Raw genomic sequence first — 21245 nt, forward strand, 5'->3', positions numbered from 1 at the left:
GCCTATAAGACGACGACGCGGGTTCCCTTGGACACACGGCCGTAAAGGTCGATCACATCCGCGTTCAGCATGCGGATGCAGCCAGAAGACACAGCTTTGCCGATCGTGTCCGGCTCATTGGTGCCGTGGATTCGGAAAAGCGTGTCTTTGGCTCCCTTGAAGAGATACAGCGCACGCGCGCCGAGCGGATTGTCCATGCCGCCTTCCATGTGATCTGGAAGATCAGGCCGGCGCAGCAGCATTTCCTTCGGCGGCGTCCATCCCGGCCAATAGGCCTTACGGCCGATTTGCGCGGCGCCTTTCCAGGCGAATCCTTCACGTCCGACGCCGACGCCATATTCGATGGCCTGGCCTCGACCCACCGACAGATAGAGCTTGCGCGCCTTCGTATCGATCGTGATCGTATTGGGCGTCTGGCCTGTTGGGTCGTCGACAAGGTTTTTCGTCGAGACGCCGGGGTCGACCTGTGCGTCGAAATCGAGCGGCGTCGAATAGGCCGGGTCGGCGTCCGGCGGCAATGCGGCCATGCGCGCCCCGGGGCGTCGTTGGGCGCGCGAGGGCGGCGGCGGCTCTAAGTCCCTTTCGGGCCCGTAAGCCCCGTAATCGCGCTCCTCCGGCGCCAGGCCGCGCCTCGGGAGCGCGCGCGTCGGGCGGTCGAATTCGCCGCTGTAAAGGTCGGGCTCGGCGTAATAGTCGCCCTGGCGGCCGCGGTCATAAAGATAGGGATCGCTCGGCTCGCGCGTGTAATATTGCGCCAGCGCCTCGGGCGTCTGGCCGAGGTAGAGCGAAAAACCGGCGAGAACCAGCATGAGGGAGTTGCGGCGTCTCAACGTCCTTATCCGTCTTTTGGGAGCAAGCAGCGACGCGCGGAAGCGCGAGGCAGACTGCATTTATCTCTGAAATCGCGGCGAAAAGGGGACGAACCGGGGGCGCTTGCCGTTTGGCGCAGACGCCGCCGGGCCGCAGGGGCCGGCAGCCCGCGCGCGGGCCAATTCCGGGAATTTGCGGCGCTCCGGCGCCAAGCGCCTGCACGGCGCTCACCTCGCGCCGCCGGCCCCTTTTTGTCAGCAGATGCGGAACAACCGTTGGAGGCCTCCGGTTGATCCGTGGGAATTGGAGGGGCTCCAAGCGAGGGTCGATAGATGCCGCTCTTTAGACGAAACAAGGACTACGCGAGCAGCCTCAACTCCGCTGCCCGACAGGCGATCTCCGCTTCCGATCAGTTGGGACGTATGGCGGAGGAAGGAGTCGAACAGGCCTCGGCCGCCCTCGCCAATGTCCGCGATCAGAGCCAGCAAGCGGTGGAAGACGCGAGCGAAGCCTTCTCGGATCTGCGCTCGACGGTGGAAACCTCGGTCCGCGCCCAGCCGATAACGGCCCTGCTGATTGCCGCGATCGCCGGAATTGCGGTGGGGGCGTTTATGCGGCCGGGGAGATAAGAGGCGTCAGGCAACCAATCGTTTCACGTCTGGAGCGCGAGGCGCCCTGCGCCTCGGCTCTCCCGATGTTTGGGCCTCAGCCAATGCTCGAGAGGCTCTGCAGCAGAAAGCCGCCGAATAGCAGAAGGCCGGCGTCGCGGTTCGAGCGGAAGAGCTTCAGCGCGAGCCCCGGCGGCGCGTCCTCGCGCGTGAGCGACGTCTGCCACGCAAGATGCGCGATATAGGCGGCGACGCCCAGATAAGAGAAAATCCCGCCGCCGCCGCCATAGGCCGCGAGCGCCGCGCAAAGCGCGGAGCCGGCATAGAGCCCCCCGACCGCCAGCTTAACCTGCGCGCCGAAAAGCCGCGCCGTCGAGCGGATGCCGGCGATGGCGTCGTCGCGCACGTCCTGCAGCGCGTAGATCGTGTCGAAGCCGATCGTCCAGAGAATGCAGCTCGCGTAAAGGAATAGCGCCGGCAGGCCGATAGCGGCCGTCTGCGCCGTCCAGCCGAGCATGGCTCCATAGGCGAAGGCGAAGCCGAGGATCGCCTGCGGCCAGGAGGTGAAGCGCTTGGCGAAGGGATAGACCGCCACGATCAGCACCGACAGAAACCCGAGCGCGATGGTGTAGCCGTTGAAGGAGAGCAGTACGGCAAGGCCGATGAGACATTGCGCGACGATGAACCACAGCGCCGCGCGCGGCGAGACGCGCCCGCTGGCGAGGGGGCGATTGCGCGTGCGCTCGACCTGGGCGTCGATCTTGCGGTCGACATAGTCGTTATAGGTCGAGCCGGCGCCGCGCATGACCACGGCGCCGATAAAGAACAGCGTCAGATGCCAGAGATTGGGCGCGCGATGCAGCGTCGCCGAGGCGAGCGCGCTGCCTTCCCAACAGGGCAGCAGCAGCAGCCACCAGCCGATGGGCCGGTCGAGCCGCGCGAGCTGGACAAAGGGCCGCATCCATTCCGGCGCGTAGCGCCAGAGCGGATGGTTGGTCTGTGCGTCGGGGAGGGCGGCTCCCGCGCCGCTGCCTTGCTGCGCGAGGCTCACAGTGGACCGGAAGGCAGCTTGGGCGGCGCGCCCATGCCGCCGTTAGCCGCTTGCTCGCGCTGCTGTTGCATCATCTGCTTCATTTTCGCGGCTGCGGAGCAGGCCTGGGAGGCGAAATTCTTCGTTTTCGCGCCGGCCTGCTTGAATCCCTCGACGACGTTATCCGGAATGTTGCACCATTCCTTGTTCTTGGTCATGTAGCCGAGCATCTCGCTCTCGACGGCGGCGAGCTTTTTGGCGGCCGGGCAGGCGGCGTTCGGGTCCATTTTGCCCTTGCCCGCCTTGCCGAGATTGTTGAGCACCTGGATTTGCGCCATGCGGCGCTCCGTCAGCTTCTGGAAATCCTCCTGGCAGGATTGCGCATCGGCGGCGCCCGCGCTGGCGAGCAGCGCCAGGACGGATAGGCTCGCGACCGAGCGCAAGAAAGAGGAGGCGCTGATCTTCATTTGTTTGGATCCGCTTTCAATAGCTTCATTCTGTTAACAGCAGGCTTGCCGTTCGCGCAAGTTTTGGTCAACCTGTCCGCGAACAAAGCGGCGCCTTCATGGCGGCGGCATTGCGGCGGACACCGCGCGCTTGGTCGGGACACCATCTTGTCACATTACGATTTTTCAGCGCAACGGCTCTTCGTGGAGGCGGATATGGCGCCGGGCGCGGACGTCGCCCCGCCGCCCGACGCGCTCAATTACCTCTTGAACGTGCTGCGGCTTCGCGAGGGCGACGCCATTCTTCTGTTCAACGGGCGGGACGGCGAGTTCCTCGCGCATCTTACGGCGGTGACGCGGCGCGCTGCGATATTGCGGGTGGAGAAGCTTTTACGGCCGCAGACGCCGCTCGCCGATCTCGACTATTGCTTCGCGCCCCTGAAGCAGGCGCGCCTCGATTATATGGCGCAGAAGGCCACGGAAATGGGCGCGGGGCGTCTTGTTCCCGTCATCACCAATCGCACGCAGGTTCGCCGCGTCAATTCGGCGCGGCTGCGGGCGAATGCGGTAGAGGCCGCGGAGCAATGCGGCGTGCTTGCCGTCCCGGAAGCTTCGGAGGCCGTCGATCTCGCTGATTTTTTGGTCAGCTTTCCGGAGAAAAGACTGCTCGTGTTCTGTGACGAGGACGCGCCGATCGCCAATCCCGTCACAGCGCTTTCGGGGCGCTCGGGCGAGGGCGTCAGCGTCCTCATCGGTCCTGAAGGCGGGTTCGACGAACAGGAGCGCGCCGCCATCGCGCGCCTCTCGAATGTCGCGCGACTCTCTCTTGGGCCGAGGGTGCTGCGCGCCGACACGGCGGCGGTTGCGGCGCTGGCGATCGTTCAGGCCGCAATCGGCGATTGGGATGGTAAAGCTCTGTAACGAATCATTAATCGATCGCGCGCCGTATACGAAAAATAAATTTCGTCGTGTTGTTTTTCCACAACAGTGAAAGCACGCAGAAGGCCGGGACACGATCCCGCCACGATGTTTGGGTCTAGTGCCGGAATCGCGGAAACGAGCCGCGCGCAACTGCGCGTAGATTCCTTTCTGCTCGAGATTTCTGGGCTCGCGATTGAGACGACGTTTTGTCGTCCAATCTGAAGAGAGGCTGATCGCCTGATGATGTTCGCCAATGTCCGCCCCCTTGCGCCGCTCGGCCTTATCGTGGGTCTCGCAATTGGCGCGTCGCTCGACGCGGCTCCGGCCAATGCCGAGTCGTCGAATAATTGTGCGCGTTATGGCGCGAACTATGTCGCGGTCTCGGGTTCGAGCGGGTGCGTGAAGATCGGCGGGCATGTGCGCGTCGATATTCCACGCGCCCCCGCCGCCGCAGCCGCCCCGATGGGTTATGCGGCTTTGGGCGACGGCGTGCAGCGCGCGTCTCATCTGCAGCCAATGGCGCCGTTCGGTCTCAACGACCTCTTCCCGCGCTGAGAAGCGAAGAAGATCATCCCGCGCTCGGCCGCGGGATTTTTTTTCACAGTGGGATAACGCAGTCCCTGAAGGCGCCGTCGACGGAGCCGCCCCAAGCGCCGTGAAAGGCCTCGAGCCGCAGTTGCGCCAAGGTGCGCCCTTCCGAAACGATTTTCTGAAGCGGCGCGAGATAGATCGTTTCGTCTGCGCCTTCCGCATTCACGCGCGCGCGTCGCTTGAGGCCCGCCTCCGCTAGGGCGAGCACGTCGCGTCCGATCTCCCGCAAGCTGCGGCCGTCGATCGTCGCGTCGAGCGCGAGATGGGGAACATCCTCGCGTAGTTGCTGCCGGGCCGCGACGCTCCATCCCTTGGTGAGCTGGCGCGCCTGGTCGAGCGCGACGCTGTCGTAGAAAAGTCCGGCGAAGAGCGCGGGCAAAGCGGTCATATGGGCGCGCGGGCCACCGTCGGCGCCACGCATCTCGAGATAGGTCTTGATCCGGACCTCAGGGAAGATCGTCGAAAGATGATTCGCCCAATCGGACATGACGGCGCGCTCGCCGGGCAGTTGCGGCAGACGGCCGTCGAGCAGGTCGCGGAAGCTCGCGCCCGCAACATCGTGATAGACGTCGCCCCGCTTGACGAAATACATCGGCACGTCCAGCGCGTAATCGACGTAGCGTTCGAAGCCGAACCCCTCCTCGAAGGCGAAAGGCAGCATGCCGGTTCGATCGGCGTCGGTGTCGAGCCAGATATTGGAGCGTTCGGATAGCCGCCCGGTGGGCTTGCCGTCCAGGAACGGCGAATTGGCGAAAAGCGCGGTGACGAGCGGCTGCAGCGCGAGCCCCACCCTCACTTTCTCGACCATGTCCATTTCGCTGACGAAGTCGAGATTGGCCTGGATCGTCGCGGTGCGAAACATCATGTCGAGGCCGCGCGCGCCGACCTTCGGCATATAGGCGGCCATGATCTTGTAACGCTGCTTGGGCATGACCGGCGTCTCGGCGCGCGACCATTTCGGGCTGGCGCCGAGATCGAGAAATTGGACGCCCAAGGAATGCGCGACGCCGGCCAGCGCCGAAAGATGCGCGCCGAGCTCGGCGTCCGTCGCGTGGATGTCGAGCAGGGGAGCGCCCGAAAGCTCGAATTGCCCGCCTGGTTCGATCGAGATCGCGCCGCCGCCGTCCGTCTGGGCGAGCCCGATGAGGGCGTCGCGATCCATGATCGGCTCCCAGCCGGTCACTTCCTGGACGCCTTCGAGCAGGCGGCCGACGCCGCAGCGTCCGCCGTCACAGCCATAGGGAACCGGCGCAAGCAGATCGGAGTAGAAGGCGATTTTTTCGTGTTCCGTGCCGACGAGCAGCGGCGCGCCGGCGCTTTTGCAACCGGCCGCGAGCCATTCAACGAGCGCGTCCCGGGACGCAATCGGCGTCGAGTCAGTTACGTCGCGAGCCATTTTTGACTTAATTTTCCGTCTGATAGAGGTCGTGGCGACCAAAAGAGCGCGCGGTGAAGGAAGGCAGGGCCGCGCCAAGTTTCAGGATACGCGAGAGGCTGGCGTGGCGCCAAGCGGTCGGCGCAGATGGATGCCGTAAAAGCCGATTGGATGCAAGAGCGGGCCGCGGCGCCGCTGGCGCCAGGGTTGCTGATCGGGCCGGGCGGCGGCGGGGCTCCTAGATTGGGAGCATCGCAATTAAGCGTTTGGAGAGTTTTCCTGCTTAATCTTTTGCCAAAGGAGGCTCGATGCGCAGCTTGTTTCATCGATTTATTGCAGGCGAGGGCGGGGCCACCGCTATTGAATATGCGGTGATTGCTTCTCTTGTTTCCATCATCATTATCGGCGGGGCGACGGCCATCGGCACGAAAATGTCGACCTTGTACTACGACAAGGCCGCCGCCGGACTCAAATAGCTCGGATGACGCCTGGCGCGCCGCGCCGGGACAAAACGCAGCGGGCGCCTATTGTCGGCGTCGCCGTTTCCCAAAATCCTGCAGGCGGACTTCCCAAACGGGGGATTCGCCGGCCCGGCGGGCGCTCGCGTCCCGGCCGCAGCTTTTTGACTCTGCGCGCTTTCTGATCGCTCGCACGACTCCATGCGCGCGGAAAGCGCGCGAGCAGCCTCCCGCCCAGCGCCTTGGCGGCCGGCTTGACAGACTCGGACCGGCGCCACATTGCTTCGCCCCAATCGACGCCAAATATGGGCGGACGTCCAGACGGGCGAGACGCCACTCGAGCCGCCGGCGCAGCCGCGCGGCGCCCATTGCCGAAGGCGCCCAAATGAATGCTCAGCCACGCGGAATGAAACCGCCGCTCAAGATTTTCCTGTGCTCGCCCCGCGGCTTCTGCGCGGGCGTCGTGCGCGCCATCGACGCCGTCGAGCGCGCCCTCGCCAAATATGGACCGCCGGTCTATGTGCGTCACGAGATCGTACATAATCGTTACGTGGTGGAGTCGCTGAAATCCAAGGGCGCGGTGTTCGTCGAGGAGCTCGATGAAATCCCGCAGACCGACGCGCCGGTGATTTTCTCCGCCCATGGCGTGGCCAAATCCGTCTCCGCCGAAGCGCAGGAGCGCAAGTTTTTGGCGATCGACGCCACCTGTCCGCTCGTCACCAAGGTGCATCGCGAGGCGGAAATCCACTGGAAGCGCGGGCGGCGCGTGCTGCTCGTCGGCCACTCGGGCCATCCGGAGGTGGTCGGCACGATGGGGCAGCTCCCCGAGGGCGCGGTGGTGCTCGTGGAATCCGTCGAGGATATCGACGCTTTGAGCCTTCCGGACGAGAATAATCTGGCCTATGTCACCCAGACCACCCTGTCGCTCGACGACTCTCAGGAAATCGTCAATGCGCTGACGAAGCGCTTTCCCAAGATCGTCGGTCCGCACAAGGAAGACATCTGCTACGCGACGACCAACCGTCAGGCGGCGGTCAAGCAGGTCGCGCCCACTGTCGATGCGGTGATCGTCGTCGGCTCGCCGAATTCCTCGAATTCGCAGCGCCTGCGCGAAGTGGCGGAGCGGGCCGGCGCCCCCGCGCAGCTCGTGCAGGGCAGGCGCGAGATCGACTGGTCGATCTTCAGCAATATCGCCTCACTGGGCATCACCGCCGGCGCCTCTGCGCCGGAAGTTCTCGTCGAGGAAATCATGGACGCTTTCGCCGAGCGCTATGACATCACCGTGGAAACCGTCTCGACGGCCGATGAGAGCGTCTCCTTCCCATTGCCGAAGGAGCTGCGGGCGCTCGCCTGACAGGCGTCGCTCCGGAAAGAACCCTATGGCCGTTTACACGCAGGTCGACGACGCGGAGCTGCTCGCTTTCCTCGCGACCTATGACATCGGCGACCTCCTCTCCTGCAAGGGCATCGCCGAGGGGGTCGAGAACTCCAACTATTATCTGCACACCAGCGCCGGAAGCTTCATCCTCACCCTCTATGAGAGGCGCGTGGCGGAGGCGGACCTGCCGTTTTTTCTCGGGCTGATGGAGCATCTCGCGCGGCGCGGCGTCACCTGCCCGCTGCCAGTGCCCAACCGGGCCGGCGAGCCGCTCGGGCGCCTCGCGGGGCGGCCGGCGGTCATCGTCACTTTCCTGGACGGCTATTCGGTGCATCACCCCGAGGTCGCGCATTGCGCGGCGCTGGGCGCGGCGCTGGCGCAATTGCATCTCGCCAGCGCGGATTTTCCGCTGCGCCGCCCGAATGCGCTCTCGGTCGAGGCCTGGCGCCCGCTTTTCGCGCCCGCCGCCGCGCGCGCCGATGAAGTTGAGCCGGGGCTGCGGGAGACGGTCGAAGCCGAGCTCGATTATCTGGAGCAGAACTGGCCGCGCGATCTGCCGAGCGGCGTGATCCACGCCGATCTTTTCCCGGACAATGCGTTTTTTCTGGGCGACAAGATCTCGGGCGTGATCGACTTCTATTTCGCCTGCAACGACGCCTACGCCTATGATCTTGCGATCTGCCTGAACGCCTGGTGCTTCGACGAGGCGCATCGCTTCGACATCGAGAAGGGCGCCGCGCTTCTCTCTGCCTACCGCCGCGTTCGGCCCCTGGATGGCGCGGAGCTCGACGCTTTTCCCACTCTCGCGCGCGGGGCGGCGATGCGTTTCCTTCTCACGCGCTATGTTGATTGGCTGGACGTGCCGAAGGGCGCGCTCGTGCGGCCCAAGGACCCGCGCGAGTATCTGGCCAAGCTTCGTTTCCATCAGACGGCCGGCGCCTTTCTATGACGCGCCGCGTGGCGATCTGGACGGACGGGGCTTGCTCCGGCAATCCCGGCCCCGGCGGCTGGGGAGCCATTTTGCGCTTTGGCGAGGTCGAAAAGGAAATCTGTGGCGGCGAGCCGCAAACGACGAACAACCGCATGGAGCTGATGGCCGCGATCATGGCGCTGGAGGCGCTGACGCGACCCTGCGCGATCGACCTCTACACAGATTCTCAATATGTGCGTGGCGGCGTCACCTCCTGGATCAAGAACTGGAAAACGCGCGGCTGGAAGACCGCGGACCGTAAGCCGGTGAAGAATGTCGAGCTCTGGCAGCGGCTCGAGGCCGCCGAGGAGCGTCACGACGTCGCCTGGCATTGGGTGCGCGGCCATGCGGGGGACGAGATGAACGAGCGCGCCGACGCCCTGGCGCGCGCCGGCATGGCGCCTTTCCTGCGCCAGAGGCGCGCGCCCGGGTGAGCCGGGCTTGCACGGCGCCCGCGCAAGCCTATCTCTTGATTAATACCGGGTTTTCTCTTCTCCGGACCCTAGGGGCATGGCCGTGGCCGCGCCCCTTTTTTTCGGGCCTTCGGACCGCGAGCCTTCAGGCTCGCTTTGAGAATAGCGAGCTTCCGAGGCGGCCTCGTCCTTCGAGACACGAGCTGCGCTCGCTCCTCAGGATGATGCCTAAGTGTTTGGCGTAGATGCAGAAGCCCCTCATGCTGAGGGGCCTACGCGGCAGGCGTCTCGAAGCACGAGGGGCGTCATCGCTACTTTGGCGGCAGTCTGAGCGAGCCTGAAGGCTCGCGGTCCGCGCCGCCAGATTTCGCTGCGGGTCATCCTGCTGTAACTTTATCGCCGGAGGCGCGTCGCTGCGCCGGGGAGCGAAGATGAACAGGCATTTTCTCGCGCGCGCCGCCCTTGCGGCGCTCCTTATCGCAACGCCGCTTCATGCGCAGGATATGCTTCGAGGCGTCGATCTTTCGCAGCCGGCCTATTCGCAATCCGAGATGACGCGCGCCGAGGTCGAAGCGGCGCTCGACGCTCGGAACATGGATTTCTCGGGAAAGAGCCTCAACGGCCTCGACCTTTCCCGTCTCGATCTTTCGGGCGCCAATTTCCGCGCGGCGCGCCTCAACAAGGTTCGGCTTTCTGGCGCGAAGCTCGATGGCGCCGTTCTCGACCAGGCCTGGCTGATCGAGGCCGATCTTACCGGCGCTTCGCTGAAAGGCGCGCAGGCATTCGCAGCGCAGATGCAGCGGATGAACGCCGATGGCGCCGATTTCTCCGGCGCGCGCCTCGCTGGCGATCTGACGGGCGCCTCGCTACGCGGCGCCAGATTCGATCACGCGGATCTCTCAGCGGATATGAAGAACCAGTCCATGGGGCTGATGCGCGCCGTCTTGCGTTCGGCGCATCTCGAAAACGCGCTGCTGCGGAAAGCCAATCTGATGAGCGCGGATTTGCGTTTCGCCCATGCCGCCGGCGCCGATTTCAGCGACGCAAACCTCGCGAACGCCGACGCCTCGGGGGCCGATTTCACCGGGGCGATTTTCGCCGGCGCCAACACCAAGGACCTCGATCTCGACTCCGCGCAAATCGACGCGGCGATGGAAGGCCCGCTTCAAAAGGCCCAGCATCTCGACCGCGCGCGCCGCCAATGAACGATGGACCCATCCGCATCGGCGTCGATCTTGGCGGAACCAAGATCGAGGCGATCGCGCTCGATCGCGCCGGCGCAATTCTCGCCCGCCGCCGGGTGGCGACGCCGGCGCATGATTATAACGCGATCATCCGCGCCGTCGCGACGCTCGTCCGCGACGTCGAAACTGAGACCGGCCGGCGCGGCCTGGTGGGGGTCGGCGCGCCCGGTTCGATCTCGACGCATACGGGGCTCGCGAAAGGCTCCAACACGCAATGCGTCAACGGCAAGCCGCTCGACGTCGATCTGTCGCGGGCGCTCGATCGGCCTGTGCGCGTCGAGAATGACGCCAATTGCTTCGCGCTTTCGGAGGCGATCGACGGCGCGGGGCAGGGCGCGCGCGTGGTCTTCGGCGTCATCATCGGCACAGGCGTTGGCGGCGGCGTCGTCGTGGACGGCAAGATCATCGCTGGCCGTAATCACATCGGCGGAGAATGGGGCCATACGCCGCTCCCCTGGATGCAGCCCGGCGAATATCCCGGCGCCCATTGTTTCTGCGGACATGACGGCTGCATCGAGACTTTTCTTTCCGGGCCGGGCCTCGCGCGCGACTATGAGCGGCGCGCCGGCGCCTCGGCGACAGGCCAGGAGATCGTCGCGCGCGCCGAGCGCGGGGAGGCGGCGGCCCTTGCCGCGCTCGACGCCTATCAAGATCGTCTTGCCCGCGCCCTCGCCATGGTGATCGATATTCTGGACCCGGACGTGATCGCGCTCGGCGGCGGCGTTTCGAATATTGCGCGCCTCTATGACGGGCTCACTGCGCGTGTGGCGGGCCATGCCTTCACCGACGCGCTGGATACGAAGATTCTGCGCAATGCGCACGGCGACTCCGGCGGCGTGCGCGGCGCGGCTTGGTTATGGCGGGACGCGTGAGGAGACGCCGGGGCATTGCCAGTGAGCGACAAAAAACCTATTGCCTCGGGCGTCGCGCCGCTGGGCGCGGATAGGCGCAGTCGTCACGCTTTCGAGCATCAGGAAAGTCAGCAGACATGGGCGCCGGCGGCGATACCCCCAACCCTTTCAAGAAACTGGCTTTTCTCTCGTCCGGCACGCCTCAGGCCGAGGAGGCGCGCGTGCGGCTCGTCGAGAAATATGGCGACATTCCGCCGGAGGAGGCCGATTGCATCGTAGCGCTCGGCGGCGACGGCCTGATGCTGCGAACGCTGCATAATTACATGGATTCCGGCAAGCCGATCTATGGCATGAACCGCGGCTCGGTCGGATTTCTCATGAACCAATATCGCGAAACCAACCTGCGCAAGCGCCTCGCGGAGTCCAAGGCGTCGATCATCCACCCGCTGCTGATGAACGCCACCAATGTGCGGGGAGACGAGTTCTCCGCCCATGCGATCAACGAAGTCTCGCTGCTGAGGCAGACGTCGCAGGTCGCGAAGCTGCGCATCCTCATCAACGACCAGGAGCGTATGCCGGAGCTGATCACCGACGGCGTGCTTCTGTCGACGCCGGCGGGCTCGTCGGCCTATAATCTCTCCGCCAACGGGCCAATCCTGCCGCTCGACTCGCCCTTATTGGCGCTCACCCCGATCTCCCCCTTTCGTCCGCGCCGCTGGCGCGGGGCGCTGCTGCCGGACGCGGCCAAGGTCCGGATAGAAGTCCTCGAGCCTGAAAAGCGTCCCGTTTCCGTGGTCGCAGATCACGACGAGTTCCGCGACCTGGCGTTCGTGACCATAGAGATGGATCACGACGCCGATCTCGTGCTGCTCCACGACCCGGGCCATTCCCTCGAAGAGCGCATTTTGCGGGAGCAGTTCGGCTATTAGGGTGGCCGGCGAAATGCGGTCGGCCCAGCGTTTCCCGGGTCTGGCGGGGGTCAGAGAACAGTCACAAAGGTAAGCCTAATACGTCGCGTGTTAGGGTGTATCGGATTATTTGAGAAAGCATTCACTTAGGGGAAAATACCCGCTGTCACATTTTCGGTGTTAGCGGGTTTTATGCGCCTGGCGATAATAGTCGGTCGTTCGGCTCCCAAAAAAACACCACTTGATGGGGAATAAATTGCTCTAGACGCTTTGTACTCGACCGTAAACCCAAGGTTTTCAAATATTCTGTTGTATAACCCTCTCGACAACGTCCACCAAGTGAAGCAGTGAACAGGGTCAGACCAATCGTTGGCCGTCTTCATGATCTGATCGTCAGCCTCTATGACTGGCGTAAATGCAATAATCACTGCCTCTTTCGCCAATCTTGCGATATGACCGATTGCGCTAATCGGGTCAGAGAGATGTTCGACCAGGGCACCCGCAAAGACTACATCGAATTGACGGTCCCAAAACGGAAACGTATCGATCGGTACGTAGAATACTTCTACCCCACTATTGAGACGGTGCCAGCTATACCAGAAAGACCTCTTGAGCGACGCGACGAACGCATCGTTGTCGTGAAGCCACTCATTCCTAGACGAATGGAAGGGATGGCCGGCGAATTGGAGATGTCGTATCTCCAAACTGTCGAAAACATCTACGGCTGTCACATGAGCCGCCCCCGCCTTCTCCGCACTGAAGGCGAGGAAGCCTGAGGCCGTTCCGACATCCAAAACCGTTTTTCCGACGATCGGATAGCAGCCGATATACTGCTCGAATTCTCCCCTGATGTCCCACGCTCCTATCGCAGGCGGCTCGTCCGGAAAATCGATGCTATGATAGAATAAGCACTCCCCTCTATTAGGAAGAGCGAGCGGAACAGCAGGCGAAAAGGCACGAAATTGCGCGCTCGATGTTATGACTTTATCCTAAGTTTCCAAAAGATATCCAGATCTTAGGCGATATCTACAGTTAATCTAGCGGGTATCTCTTAAACATTATCCAGAGCTAAGCTTTCGCGCCTCGATTGTCAATAGCGGCCCACCTCTCAAGCAGGCCTTGGTGGGGCGCGCACATCCGCTGCCGGAGGTCCTGCTGCTCATCGTCAGCGGAGCCATTGCGATTGCGATGATTTCGGCGGCATCTCGCTTTGAGGCGAAGCCCATCTGGCCTTTGCCCCATCGTCACGGACAAGTTCGCCATCTTTCATATCCGGGAAAATAAACCAAAGCGTCCAGGTGATCGAGTAACTAAATTGGGCAGCTTCTCTATCCTTATATGACGTGTCGTTTTCTGCGAGCGGATAATGTTGCCGCCTTATTGAGGACGTGTAACCGAATTGGAGCCGAAACTGGCGATTGATCTGAAGTGCGCTCGGTCCTTTTCGCGTCGAAGGGCGACTCTCTTGAAACGCTTGAGGCGGCCTAAACCTTGTTCGATGCGGGCGCGCGCTTTGTCGAGCGTCTTGGCGAAGAAGGCGGGCCTTTCTTTTTCATTGGCCTTGTGGGCGGGATCACGGTAGCAATACCGCGCTTCCTCGCCGCCTTACGATTCGCCCTACTGGCATAGCCTTTGTCGTACACGACAGTGCAAGGCTTTATATTCAGTCCGATATCGGTCGGAGGCCTGTGAATCACACCAGATTCAGGCCGGGAATCGCGAAACATTTGACCGCTTCCTATTCGTCCACACGACCGGGACATTTACGATATGCTTTTGCCCAGAGTGCAGAACACCACTATTTTCAATTTTTTAGTGTAAATGCAAACGCGCCACTCAGTCTGATAGAAGCATTTTCTATTCTTGGATAAGTTGCAGTTATGAGTCAGTTGTCTTTTTAGCGTTCATTAAATCTGTTATAATCCGCTGATAAAAACAGCGTGTCCCCGCTCGCCAAACCGCACAGTGCCTCGGGCCACCAGGATTATCTTGGATTTTCCCAGCCGATCGCGGGTGATCCCCGTCACCCTCGCCCATCGGCCATGCGATCTGTCGCGTCACAGGCTGATAGACCTTGACTTGCACTGCTGGCGCGACCTATATCGCTGGCATCTCAAGACTGCTCCGAAACAGTCTGGGGCGGAGTAGCTCAGTTGGCCAGAGCAGGGGAATCATAATCCCTGTGTCGGGGGTTCGAATCCCTCCTCCGCTACCAACAATCCCCCAACGGCGTTTTTAACGGGCGAGCCAAGCCCGCGCAGATCTAGAAGCGCCGCCAGCTTCCCCACGATCTTAATCTTTGGTTCTTCGCCCTTCGGCGCGGGATGAACGATGACTTGATCCACGAGCTCACGGAAGGCTTCGTGGGCGAGCGGCCGATCGGATTGCACTGCGCCGGCGAGATCGGCGAGCGCTTGGCGAAACCGCGTCACCGCTTGTGGATGGAGCATAATCGGCGCCGATGCTTCGGGCGCTTCCGTCAGGCGCGCCTCGAGCGCTCGGCGTTCCTGCTCGAGCGCCTCCATCTTTCCCCTCACGGCTTCGAACGCCGCGCCGCCGGCCGCGATCGCGTCGACCAGGCGCTCGAGCTGCCGCCGAACCTCCACGAGCCGCGTTTCCGCCTTTGCGCGCCCATGCGCCTGCTGGCCGGACAGGCGCTGCTGTTCCTCGTGATAGGCGCGCACGAACTCGGCAAGCAGCTCCGGCTGGTCGAGCTCCTCCCGCAGCGCCTCGATCACGCCCGCCTCGATCCGGTCAAGGTAATAGCTTCGGCGGTTCGCGCAGCTCCCCGGTTCCGTCGCCCGGCTGCATCTGATCCGTGGGCGGCCGCCGCTGTTGTCGTGCTTGGACATGCCGGATCCGCAGGCCGCGCATTTGAGCAGGCCCGACAGGACCGAGCGCGCATAGCGCCTGGGGCCGGGCGGTTCTTTTCTCACGGCGCGCTGCGTTTTTCGCGCCAGCGCCGTCGCAAGCGTCTCTTCTGACACGAGGCGCAACTCTGGCGCCTCCCGGCGCTGCCACTCACTTTCCGGATTCGGCCGCGCGACGCGCCGGCCGGTCGCCGGGTCTTTCACCATTTTGATCCGGTTCCAGACGATCTCGCCGCCATAGATCGGGTTTTGGATTATTCCGTTCGTCCGTTCCCGGTTCCCGTTGATCGTCGAGGCGTTCCAGACCGCGCCCCTCGGCGCCGGAACGCCATCGCGATTAAGGTCATGCGCGATGTCCCGCGGCGTCCGGCCGGCCGCATATTCCTCGAAGATACGGCGCACTACGGCCGCCTCTTGTGGGTCGATCCGGAGCCGCCCCGGCTCGCCTGGCGTCGGTCGGTAGCCATAGGCGCGGCCCCCGGCGTAGCGGCCCTCGCGCACGACCCCCGCCATTCCCCGTCGAACCTTCTTTGCCCCGTCCTCGCGGAAAAGCTGCCCGACCAGCCCGCGCAGGCCGATCATCGCCGTATCGGCCACGCCCTCATGCGCAGCCTGAATCTCGATCCCCAGAAAGCTCAGACGCCGGTGGATGCCGGCGAGGTCCGCCATGTCGCGCGAGAGGCGGTCGAGCGCCTCGACGATCACGACGTCGAAGGCGCGCGCCTCGGCGTCGCGCAACAGCGCCGCGAGCCCGTCGCGGCCGATGATGGAGGGCCCGGAGCGGGCTCGGTCCTCGTATTCCGCGACGACTGCCGCCCTTCCCGATGCGCGGTCGCGCGGCACAGGGCGATTTGATCTTCATTCGATCGTTCGTTCTGTAGCTCGGTCGAAAACGTGCGTAGATCGCGGCGCGGCTAGTTCAGGCGCTTCTTGATTTTCTGGTCATTAAAACGCTCTTCGAGACGTCCCGGTCTATCGTGGGACCCCTCATAATCAGCCCGGGCCGCCTCGATCGCAAGCGCGCGGACCAGCGCGACAAGCGCAGGGCAGGGCGATCGGGTGAAGAAGTAGGTGACAGATCGCTTTAGTGCTGAATCAGTCGACATCCTCTGAGCCGGGCGAAGGATGAGTCGATGGGCGAGAGCGGGTCGGATTGTGCGGCTACATCGCGCGGTTCGGCGAGAAGAAGCTCGACCTTTTGCGTCGTTCGCCGACGAACAGAAAGCCAATGGATTCGAGGAGGCCACGGTCAGCCGCCACGAGACGCTCGACGGCGAGCACGGCCGTATCGAGATGCGTCGCTATACGGCGTTCCACGACATCGGTTGGCTGAAAGAGAGGCGCGATTGGCCGGGGCTCGAAGGCGTGGTCATGGTCGAGAGCAGGCGTGAGATCGACGGCGAGAGCACGCAGGAACGAGGTTCTACATTACCTCGTTGAGGCTTGCCGCCGGCTCTGGTCGGCCCCATGATCCGCGATGACTGGGCGATCGAGAACAGCCTGCACTGGGTCATGGATATGGTCTTCCGCGACGCCGAATGCCGGGTACGAACCGAAAACGCCCCGGCAAATTTTACCACGCTCAAGCACATGGCCAATAATCTGATCCGCAAGGCCCCGCGCAAAGACTCCCAGCGCCTCAAGCGAATGACCGCCGCCTGGGACGACGAATTTCTCGCAACCCTCGTCGCTGCCTGAAATCCTTCGCCCGATTCCCCTGTCATCTATCCTAGATAGATGACTTCCAGGCTTGACGCGGTCCTCGAGAGCGGAAAGATGGCCGGTCTTGGACATCGAGGGCCTCGGTGATTCGAAGCCCTCTATGAATCATGGCAATTCCCGCGCCTAAACTCCCCGCACGTTCGAGCGATTGCCGTGGGTGTTGCATATTTGAGGTTGACGCCTGTTTCCGGGTGCCGTAAGCGAAACCCAAGTGGTCGAAAAGTATTGATGAAAGCGTAGTCAGATGGACGCGCGCCGATCGGGGCCGGTCGCAACGCCGATAGGCGTAGAGCAGGGTTTTCCTATCGTGTGCGCGGACTCGCCGGCGCATGGAAATCTAACAATGTTTTTCGTCCCGAGGATTGAGGTCTTATCGTCAATGACCTGTCACTCTCCAGAAGTTCGAATCATACGATGGAGTCGCCGCCTCCAGGCGCGGTGTGAGGCGTAGGGTCCTTCACGGCGATGGGAGGGGAGCGCAGTCGAATTATCAAGGTGATGCGTGCATGAAAGGCCTCGTATGACCTTTTTTTCTTACGCTCAGAATTTCGAAGACGTCATGTTGTGGCGCGCTTTGAAACACGTCGGCCTAGGTTTCTATATCGATATCGGCGCTTTTGATCCTTCCTTCGATTCTGTCAGCCGTGCCTTTTACGAAATGGGATGGCGGGGAGTCCATGTAGAGCCTAACGACGAATACGCCGAAAAATTACGGCGCGCTCGTCCCGACGAATCTGTCGTGCAAGCCATTATCTCGAATCGAGCCGGCACGGCACCGTTCTATGAAATCGCCGAAACGGGAATGTCCACAGCGATGCGAGACATCGCCGATGGCCATCGTGCCAATGGTTGGAGGATCGTCGAGAAGCGACGCCCGACGATCACTCTCGACAAGCTGTTCAAGGATGTCGGTCGTGAAGACATTCACTGGTTGAAAATCGACGTCGAAGGGCTTGAGCAAGCAGTCTTGAAGGGATGGCGAAAATCGAAGTTCCGCCCTTGGATTGTGCTCGTTGAAGCCATTGATCCAGTGACGCGGGCAGAGAACTTCGACAAATGGGAGCATCTGCTCCTCAACAAAGGCTATTCGTTCGCTTATTTCGACGGAATTAACCGGTACTACATATCGGCTGCCCATCAGGACCTTCTTATCCACTTCCAATACGGCCCATGTATCTGGGACGACTTCCAGGTGACAGAAGAAAGCCGACAGGTAGCTGCTTTGACGGCTCGATACCAGAGCGAACTCGCGACGGTCCGCGGTGACGCGGAAGAGAAGCTCGCGCTGGGAGGTGATGCCGAGGCGCGAGCGAACGCAGAGATCCGTGAGCTCAGGGACCGGCTCGTCGCCGAAGCGACGCAGAGACAGGCGGAACTGGCGCAGGCTCGCGTCGAGCTAGACGAAACACGTGGCGAGCGCGACAGGGTCGTCGGCGAAGTGATCGCGAAGCAGACCGCGCTGGAGCTGACCCGCGATCAATTGGCAGGTGCTCAGAATGAACTGAGAAGCGCGCGCGACGAACTTGTCGAGACGCGCAAGGAGCGCGACTTCGCGGCCGGCGCGCTTGGCCAGGCGCAAGCCACGCTGGAGCAAGCGCGGGGTGCGATCGAAGAGGGCCGAGGCGAACGGTCGCTGCTTCGAGACGAACTCGACGCGACGCGCAGCGAGCGCGATCGTTTTTTTGGCGAACTCACGCAGCAACGAATTGCATTGGACAGATTGGGCGAGCAGTTAGCGAGCGTTCAGAGGGAACTGCAGATTTCTCGCGATGACTTTCTCGATGCGTGCAGGAAACGCGACGCCGCGTTCGGCGAACTCGATGAAACACGATTCAAGCTCGCGAGGGTGCGGGCGCTGCTGAGCGCGGCCCGAGCGGAAATGGCTCGCGTGAAGGACGGTGTGAGACCGTCCGACGAAGCCCGCAAACGCGATGAAGCTCCTCCTCCCACGAAGGAGAAGCCCATCGATCTCCCGCGCGCGAACGCCTGGTCTTCCGCTTTGACATGGCGAATGACGGAAGCCGGCGACGCGAAGGAAGAAATCCGTCTCGCCCGCGTCGAAGTGTCGCACGCGATGGCCGAGCTAGGCTACGACATCGTCGGCGAAGCCACCAGAATGGAGGCGGACGTCGCGACGATCTTCTCCTTCGACGCCTCGGCGGAGATCGGAGACGAGGACGTCGTCCTGACGGGGCAGGACGTGGAGCTTGGTCACTCCGACGATTTGGTCGATCGATTCAACTCGGAGCTGGCGGGCGTCGGCTGCACGTCCAGCCTCGGGCTCAAGACTCTGATCGACAGAGGATTGACCGTCCCCGCCTCGGTCGTCGGCATGGGCGTCGATCATTGGGAGCGAATAAGCCCGGCGGCCGGTTTCGCCGCGCCGGGGCGGAGCTTCCGCTTCTTGCACGTCTCGCTCGGCGACATCGCCAGCGGCCTCGATTTGCTGCTCGAGTCCTTTGGTTACGTCTTCAGCGCCGACGACGATGTGTCGTTGATCGTCGTCGCGAAGAGCGCATTGCCCGAGGAGATATTCGCCCTCCTCCACAAGCTTCGGAAGGAGCATGTCGGTTTTCCCGACGTCGTGCTGATCGAAAAGGAGCTGATGGAGCCGGAGTTGAGGGCGCTCTACCAGCAGTGCGACGCCTTTGTCGCGCCGACGCGCAATGGCGGCTTCGGTCTGAACGTCGCCCAGGCCTTGGTGTGGGGTCTTCCGGTGATCGCCACCGCCTGGGGAGGGCATCGCGATTATTGCGATGAGTCGAACGCTTGGTTGGTCGAGTATCGTTACGAGCGGGCGCAAGCATCCGGAAATCTCGACGACATCGTCTGGGCGAGGCCGACGGCGAACTCGCTCGACGACGCGCTATGGTCCGCCTATCGAGCTGCGCCGTCAGAGCGGCGCTCCAAGGCTCTCGCTGGCCGCACCCGATTGCTTCGAGATTTCACTTGGAAGGCGTCGGCTCAGCGCCTCGCTGCTCTCGGTGAGCGATGCAAGGAAGCGCCCGGACGATCGAGGACCGGTTCGCGTTTGGGCTGGATCACCACATGGAACGTCAAATGCGGCATTGCGACGTACGCTGCTCATTTGTCGGCGTCTCTCTCGCCGAATGAATTCGTCGTGTTCGCGCCACGAGAGGAGCCGCTCGGTCCGGATCCCGGCAATTGCGTCCGAAGCTGGAACATGGGCAAGGAAGCCAACGGCTTCCCCGAGATATTGGACGAAATGGCGGCTTGGTCGGTGGATTCGCTCGTCATCCAGTTCAATTACGGCTTCTTCAACCATGCCGAACTGCAAGATTTCATCGAGCAGTGCCTGGCGAGAGGCATCGTGGTCTTCGTCGATCTGCACTCGACGGTCGATCCGTATGGCGGCATCGAAAACTTTCGTCTCATAGACTTCCGACAGGCTCTGCGGAAGTGCCATCGTATCCTCGCGCATAGTCTCGGCGACATGGAGCGTCTCAAGGCGATCGGTCTCGTCGACAATGTGATGCTCTTCCCCCACGGGGTCTTGAGCCCAGGGAGCAGATCCGTACCCCGGCGCATGCGAAGCGCCTGTCCGCTCATCGCGTCCTTCGGCTTCTGTCTTCCGGGCAAGGGATTGGTGGAGCTCGTGGAGGCGGTGGCCCTATTGAAGCGGAGAGGCCTCGGCGTGAAGCTGCGAATGCTCAACGCGGAACATCAATCTGAATTGTCGGCGTTGGAATTGGGTAAGCTCAGGGAGGCGATCGAGCGGCTCGGCCTGGAAAGCGATATCGAGCTTCACTCGGAATTCCTCGACGACGACATGTGTCTCGCGCTCCTCAGCGAAGCCGACCTCATTGTCAATCCCTATCAGCGGACGAACGAGTCGGCGAGCGGTTCGGTCCGCTACGGACTGGCCGCCGGTCGACCCGTCGCCGTCACGCCCATCTCGATTTTCGATGACCTGGGAGAAGCCGTGTTTCGCCTGCCTGGAGTGACCCCGGAGGCGCTGGCGGAGGGAATCGGCGACGCTCTGCAGCAAATAGGGGGCGATACGGAGACCGCGAGACGCATTCGAGAGGCGTCGCAGCTCTGGGTCGAAGCGCATGACTATGCACGCCAGGGCGCGCGCCTCGCGCGATTGGCGCATGCGCTGGTCAAGGCACAATAATGCGAGCCGTGCTATGAGCAATGATATTCTCGCGCCGATCTCGGTTGGGGAACTGTTCGACAAGATCACCATCCTCGAGATCAAATCCGAACGAATCGCCGACCCCGACAAGCTCGTGAACGTGAATCACGAGATGCGCCTCCTCCGGCACATTGCCGAAAAGCTCGAAATCGACAATCGGCAGGCTATAGGCGTTTTGTTCGGCAAGCTGAAGGACGTCAACTCGCAGATATGGGAGGCCGAGGACAGAATTCGTGATTTCGAGCGTCGGGGCGTGTTCGATGAGGCCTTTTTGGCGACGGCTCGGTCGATCTATCGCCTCAACGATGCGCGTGCTGCGGCGAAACGTGAATTGAACCTGCTGACTTCGTCATCAGTCGTCGAAGAAAAGAGCTATTCGGACTACTGAAGAGCCCTGCGAGCACAAACATCGAGAGTAAGAGATGAGAAAGCTGGACCAAAATTTTCAAATCTCATCGAGATGCTCGCGGGGCGTATTTATAAATACCGCT

20 protein-coding genes and 1 tRNA gene are annotated in these 21245 nt (G+C 62.4%); 15 read left to right on the forward strand and 6 right to left on the reverse strand.

The window, feature by feature from the left end:
• Window positions 1–2: 2 nt before the first annotated feature.
• The gene (locus QNA11_RS00355; protein WP_283481509.1) at window positions 3–830 is read right to left on the reverse strand and encodes a L,D-transpeptidase; all 828 of its coding nucleotides are present in this window, start codon (window positions 828–830) and stop codon (window positions 3–5) included.
• A 312-nt stretch (window positions 831–1142) separates the two neighbouring features.
• On the opposite strand from QNA11_RS00355, the gene QNA11_RS00360 reads away from it, so the two are divergent.
• On the forward strand, window positions 1143–1439 hold the full coding sequence (locus QNA11_RS00360) for a hypothetical protein (protein WP_202073830.1): 297 nt from the start codon (window positions 1143–1145) through the stop codon (window positions 1437–1439).
• A gap of 76 nt (window positions 1440–1515) precedes the next feature.
• Here the strand turns inward: QNA11_RS00360 and ubiA are convergent, their stop codons facing one another.
• On the reverse strand, window positions 1516–2469 hold the full coding sequence (gene ubiA, locus QNA11_RS00365) for a 4-hydroxybenzoate octaprenyltransferase (protein WP_283481510.1): 954 nt from the start codon (window positions 2467–2469) through the stop codon (window positions 1516–1518).
• A complete protein-coding gene (locus tag QNA11_RS00370; protein WP_202073828.1) occupies window positions 2466–2915 on the reverse strand; it encodes a hypothetical protein in 450 nt (149 codons plus the stop codon). The genes ubiA and QNA11_RS00370 overlap by 4 nt, the downstream gene beginning before the upstream one ends.
• A gap of 147 nt (window positions 2916–3062) precedes the next feature.
• Here QNA11_RS00370 and QNA11_RS00375 point away from each other — a divergent pair, with 147 nt between their 5' ends.
• Both QNA11_RS00375 and QNA11_RS00380 read left to right on the forward strand, forming a co-directional pair.
• Entirely contained in the window at window positions 3063–3815 is a 753-nt protein-coding gene (locus QNA11_RS00375; protein WP_283481511.1) for a 16S rRNA (uracil(1498)-N(3))-methyltransferase, read from the forward strand.
• A gap of 240 nt (window positions 3816–4055) precedes the next feature.
• A complete protein-coding gene (locus tag QNA11_RS00380) occupies window positions 4056–4370 on the forward strand; it encodes a hypothetical protein (protein WP_281931184.1) in 315 nt (104 codons plus the stop codon).
• A gap of 43 nt (window positions 4371–4413) precedes the next feature.
• On the opposite strand, the gene QNA11_RS00385 is transcribed toward QNA11_RS00380, so the two are convergent.
• Complete coding sequence (locus QNA11_RS00385; RefSeq protein WP_283481512.1) at window positions 4414–5802, reverse strand: glutamate--cysteine ligase; 1389 nt, start codon at window positions 5800–5802, stop codon at window positions 4414–4416.
• 287 nt (window positions 5803–6089) lie between these two features.
• On the opposite strand from QNA11_RS00385, the gene QNA11_RS00390 reads away from it, so the two are divergent.
• The 7 genes from QNA11_RS00390 to QNA11_RS00420 all read left to right on the forward strand — a co-directional run bounded on the left by QNA11_RS00390 (window position 6090) and on the right by QNA11_RS00420 (window position 12024).
• Window positions 6090–6257: a Flp family type IVb pilin gene (locus QNA11_RS00390; protein WP_202073824.1), complete on the forward strand. Its 168-nt coding sequence runs from the start codon at window positions 6090–6092 to the stop codon at window positions 6255–6257.
• 367 nt (window positions 6258–6624) lie between these two features.
• Window positions 6625–7593 carry a 4-hydroxy-3-methylbut-2-enyl diphosphate reductase gene (gene ispH, locus QNA11_RS00395; protein WP_202073823.1) on the forward strand — a complete coding sequence of 323 codons (969 nt, stop codon included), beginning with the start codon at window positions 6625–6627 and terminating at the stop codon, window positions 7591–7593.
• Window positions 7594–7618: 25 nt separating this feature from the next.
• Window positions 7619–8566, forward strand: coding sequence for a homoserine kinase (gene thrB, locus QNA11_RS00400; protein ID WP_283481513.1), 948 nt, complete (start codon window positions 7619–7621; stop codon window positions 8564–8566).
• On the forward strand, window positions 8563–9021 hold the full coding sequence (gene rnhA, locus QNA11_RS00405; RefSeq protein ID WP_202073821.1) for a ribonuclease HI: 459 nt from the start codon (window positions 8563–8565) through the stop codon (window positions 9019–9021). Before thrB ends, rnhA begins: the two co-directional genes overlap by 4 nt.
• Before the next feature lie 410 nt (window positions 9022–9431).
• Window positions 9432–10205: a pentapeptide repeat-containing protein gene (locus QNA11_RS00410; protein WP_283481514.1), complete on the forward strand. Its 774-nt coding sequence runs from the start codon at window positions 9432–9434 to the stop codon at window positions 10203–10205.
• A complete protein-coding gene (locus tag QNA11_RS00415; protein ID WP_283481515.1) occupies window positions 10202–11116 on the forward strand; it encodes an ROK family protein in 915 nt (304 codons plus the stop codon). Before QNA11_RS00410 ends, QNA11_RS00415 begins: the two co-directional genes overlap by 4 nt.
• A gap of 116 nt (window positions 11117–11232) precedes the next feature.
• Window positions 11233–12024, forward strand: coding sequence for an NAD kinase (locus tag QNA11_RS00420; protein ID WP_202073818.1), 792 nt, complete (start codon window positions 11233–11235; stop codon window positions 12022–12024).
• A gap of 125 nt (window positions 12025–12149) precedes the next feature.
• Here the strand turns inward: QNA11_RS00420 and QNA11_RS00425 are convergent, their stop codons facing one another.
• Window positions 12150–12983 carry a class I SAM-dependent methyltransferase gene (locus QNA11_RS00425; protein ID WP_349362216.1) on the reverse strand — a complete coding sequence of 278 codons (834 nt, stop codon included), beginning with the start codon at window positions 12981–12983 and terminating at the stop codon, window positions 12150–12152.
• 1158 nt (window positions 12984–14141) lie between these two features.
• Here QNA11_RS00425 and QNA11_RS00430 point away from each other — a divergent pair.
• Window positions 14142–14218, forward strand: a tRNA-Met gene (locus tag QNA11_RS00430).
• Here the strand turns inward: QNA11_RS00430 and QNA11_RS00435 are convergent.
• Window positions 14175–15716: a recombinase family protein gene (locus QNA11_RS00435; RefSeq protein ID WP_283484132.1), complete on the reverse strand. Its 1542-nt coding sequence runs from the start codon at window positions 15714–15716 to the stop codon at window positions 14175–14177. The two genes, QNA11_RS00430 and QNA11_RS00435, sit on opposite strands and share 44 nt — an antisense overlap.
• A gap of 312 nt (window positions 15717–16028) precedes the next feature.
• Here QNA11_RS00435 and QNA11_RS00440 point away from each other — a divergent pair, with 312 nt between their 5' ends.
• The 4 genes from QNA11_RS00440 (at window position 16029) to QNA11_RS00455 (ending at window position 21142) form a co-directional block, all read left to right on the forward strand.
• Window positions 16029–16313: a hypothetical protein gene (locus QNA11_RS00440; RefSeq protein WP_283481517.1), complete on the forward strand. Its 285-nt coding sequence runs from the start codon at window positions 16029–16031 to the stop codon at window positions 16311–16313.
• A 27-nt stretch (window positions 16314–16340) separates the two neighbouring features.
• Window positions 16341–16571 carry a hypothetical protein gene (locus tag QNA11_RS00445; protein WP_283481518.1) on the forward strand — a complete coding sequence of 77 codons (231 nt, stop codon included), beginning with the start codon at window positions 16341–16343 and terminating at the stop codon, window positions 16569–16571.
• 583 nt (window positions 16572–17154) lie between these two features.
• The gene (locus QNA11_RS00450) at window positions 17155–20733 is read left to right on the forward strand and encodes an FkbM family methyltransferase (protein WP_283484133.1); all 3579 of its coding nucleotides are present in this window, start codon (window positions 17155–17157) and stop codon (window positions 20731–20733) included.
• Between the two features lie 13 nt (window positions 20734–20746).
• On the forward strand, window positions 20747–21142 hold the full coding sequence (locus QNA11_RS00455; protein WP_283481519.1) for a DUF6165 family protein: 396 nt from the start codon (window positions 20747–20749) through the stop codon (window positions 21140–21142).
• Window positions 21143–21245 lie beyond the last annotated feature (103 nt).

This window comes from Methylocystis sp. JR02, from assembly GCF_030063565.1.
GTDB lineage: Bacteria > Pseudomonadota > Alphaproteobacteria > Rhizobiales > Beijerinckiaceae > Methylocystis > Methylocystis iwaonis.

Bases quoted from the DNA above. Each gene is read 5' to 3' on its own strand.
- QNA11_RS00360 (WP_202073830.1), top strand. From the start codon at position 1,143: ATGCCGCTCTTTAGACGAAACAAGGACTACGCGAGCAGCCTCAACTCC.
- QNA11_RS00370 (WP_202073828.1), bottom strand. From the start codon at position 2,915: ATGAAGATCAGCGCCTCCTCTTTCTTGCGCTCGGTCGCGAGCCTATCC.
- QNA11_RS00380 (WP_281931184.1), top strand. From the start codon at position 4,056: ATGATGTTCGCCAATGTCCGCCCCCTTGCGCCGCTCGGCCTTATCGTG.
- QNA11_RS00385 (WP_283481512.1), bottom strand. From the start codon at position 5,802: ATGGCTCGCGACGTAACTGACTCGACGCCGATTGCGTCCCGGGACGCG.
- QNA11_RS00390 (WP_202073824.1), top strand. From the start codon at position 6,090: ATGCGCAGCTTGTTTCATCGATTTATTGCAGGCGAGGGCGGGGCCACC.
- ispH (WP_202073823.1), top strand. From the start codon at position 6,625: ATGAATGCTCAGCCACGCGGAATGAAACCGCCGCTCAAGATTTTCCTG.
- thrB (WP_283481513.1), top strand. From the start codon at position 7,619: ATGGCCGTTTACACGCAGGTCGACGACGCGGAGCTGCTCGCTTTCCTC.
- rnhA (WP_202073821.1), top strand. From the start codon at position 8,563: ATGACGCGCCGCGTGGCGATCTGGACGGACGGGGCTTGCTCCGGCAAT.
- QNA11_RS00410 (WP_283481514.1), top strand. From the start codon at position 9,432: ATGAACAGGCATTTTCTCGCGCGCGCCGCCCTTGCGGCGCTCCTTATC.
- QNA11_RS00415 (WP_283481515.1), top strand. From the start codon at position 10,202: ATGAACGATGGACCCATCCGCATCGGCGTCGATCTTGGCGGAACCAAG.
- QNA11_RS00420 (WP_202073818.1), top strand. From the start codon at position 11,233: ATGGGCGCCGGCGGCGATACCCCCAACCCTTTCAAGAAACTGGCTTTT.
- QNA11_RS00445 (WP_283481518.1), top strand. From the start codon at position 16,341: ATGATCCGCGATGACTGGGCGATCGAGAACAGCCTGCACTGGGTCATG.
- QNA11_RS00450 (WP_283484133.1), top strand. From the start codon at position 17,155: ATGTTGTGGCGCGCTTTGAAACACGTCGGCCTAGGTTTCTATATCGAT.
- QNA11_RS00455 (WP_283481519.1), top strand. From the start codon at position 20,747: ATGAGCAATGATATTCTCGCGCCGATCTCGGTTGGGGAACTGTTCGAC.